General features: G+C 65.4%; 1 protein-coding gene. It reads left to right on the forward strand.

Annotation, left to right across the window (positions count from 1 at the left end):
• Positions 1–463, forward strand: a 463-nt coding sequence (locus FFK22_RS42230; protein WP_306770280.1) for a TCP-1/cpn60 chaperonin family protein, incomplete at both ends; no start/stop codon positions are given.

Consider the following 463-nt stretch of genomic DNA (forward strand, 5'->3'; position numbering starts at 1 on the left):
CGCGACCAGGACCGCCGACCTGGCCGGCGACGGCACCACCACCGCCATCGTCCTGGCCCACGCCATCGTCAAGGAAGGGGCCAAGGCGATCGGCGCCGGGCTGAACCCGATGGACGTCAAGCGTGGCATCGACCTGGCGGTCGCGGCCGTGGTCGAGGAGATCGGCAAGCGGGCCCAGACGATCTCGACCAATGACGAGATCGCCCAGGTCGGCACCATCTCGGCCAATGGGGAGCGCGAGATCGGCGCCATGATCGCCAAGGCGATGAAGAAGGTCGGCAACGAGGGCGTGATCACGGTGGAAGAGGCCAAGAGCTTCGAGACCGAGCTCGACATCGTCGAGGGCATGCAGTTCGACCGCGGCTACATCTCGCCCTACTTCGTCACCAACGCCGAGAAGATGATCGCGGAGCTGGAGAACCCCTACATCCTGCTGCACGAGAAGAAGCTGCCGAACCTGCAG

The organism is Mycobacterium sp. KBS0706 (genome assembly GCF_005938675.2).
Taxonomy (GTDB): domain Bacteria; phylum Pseudomonadota; class Alphaproteobacteria; order DSM-16000; family Inquilinaceae; genus Inquilinus.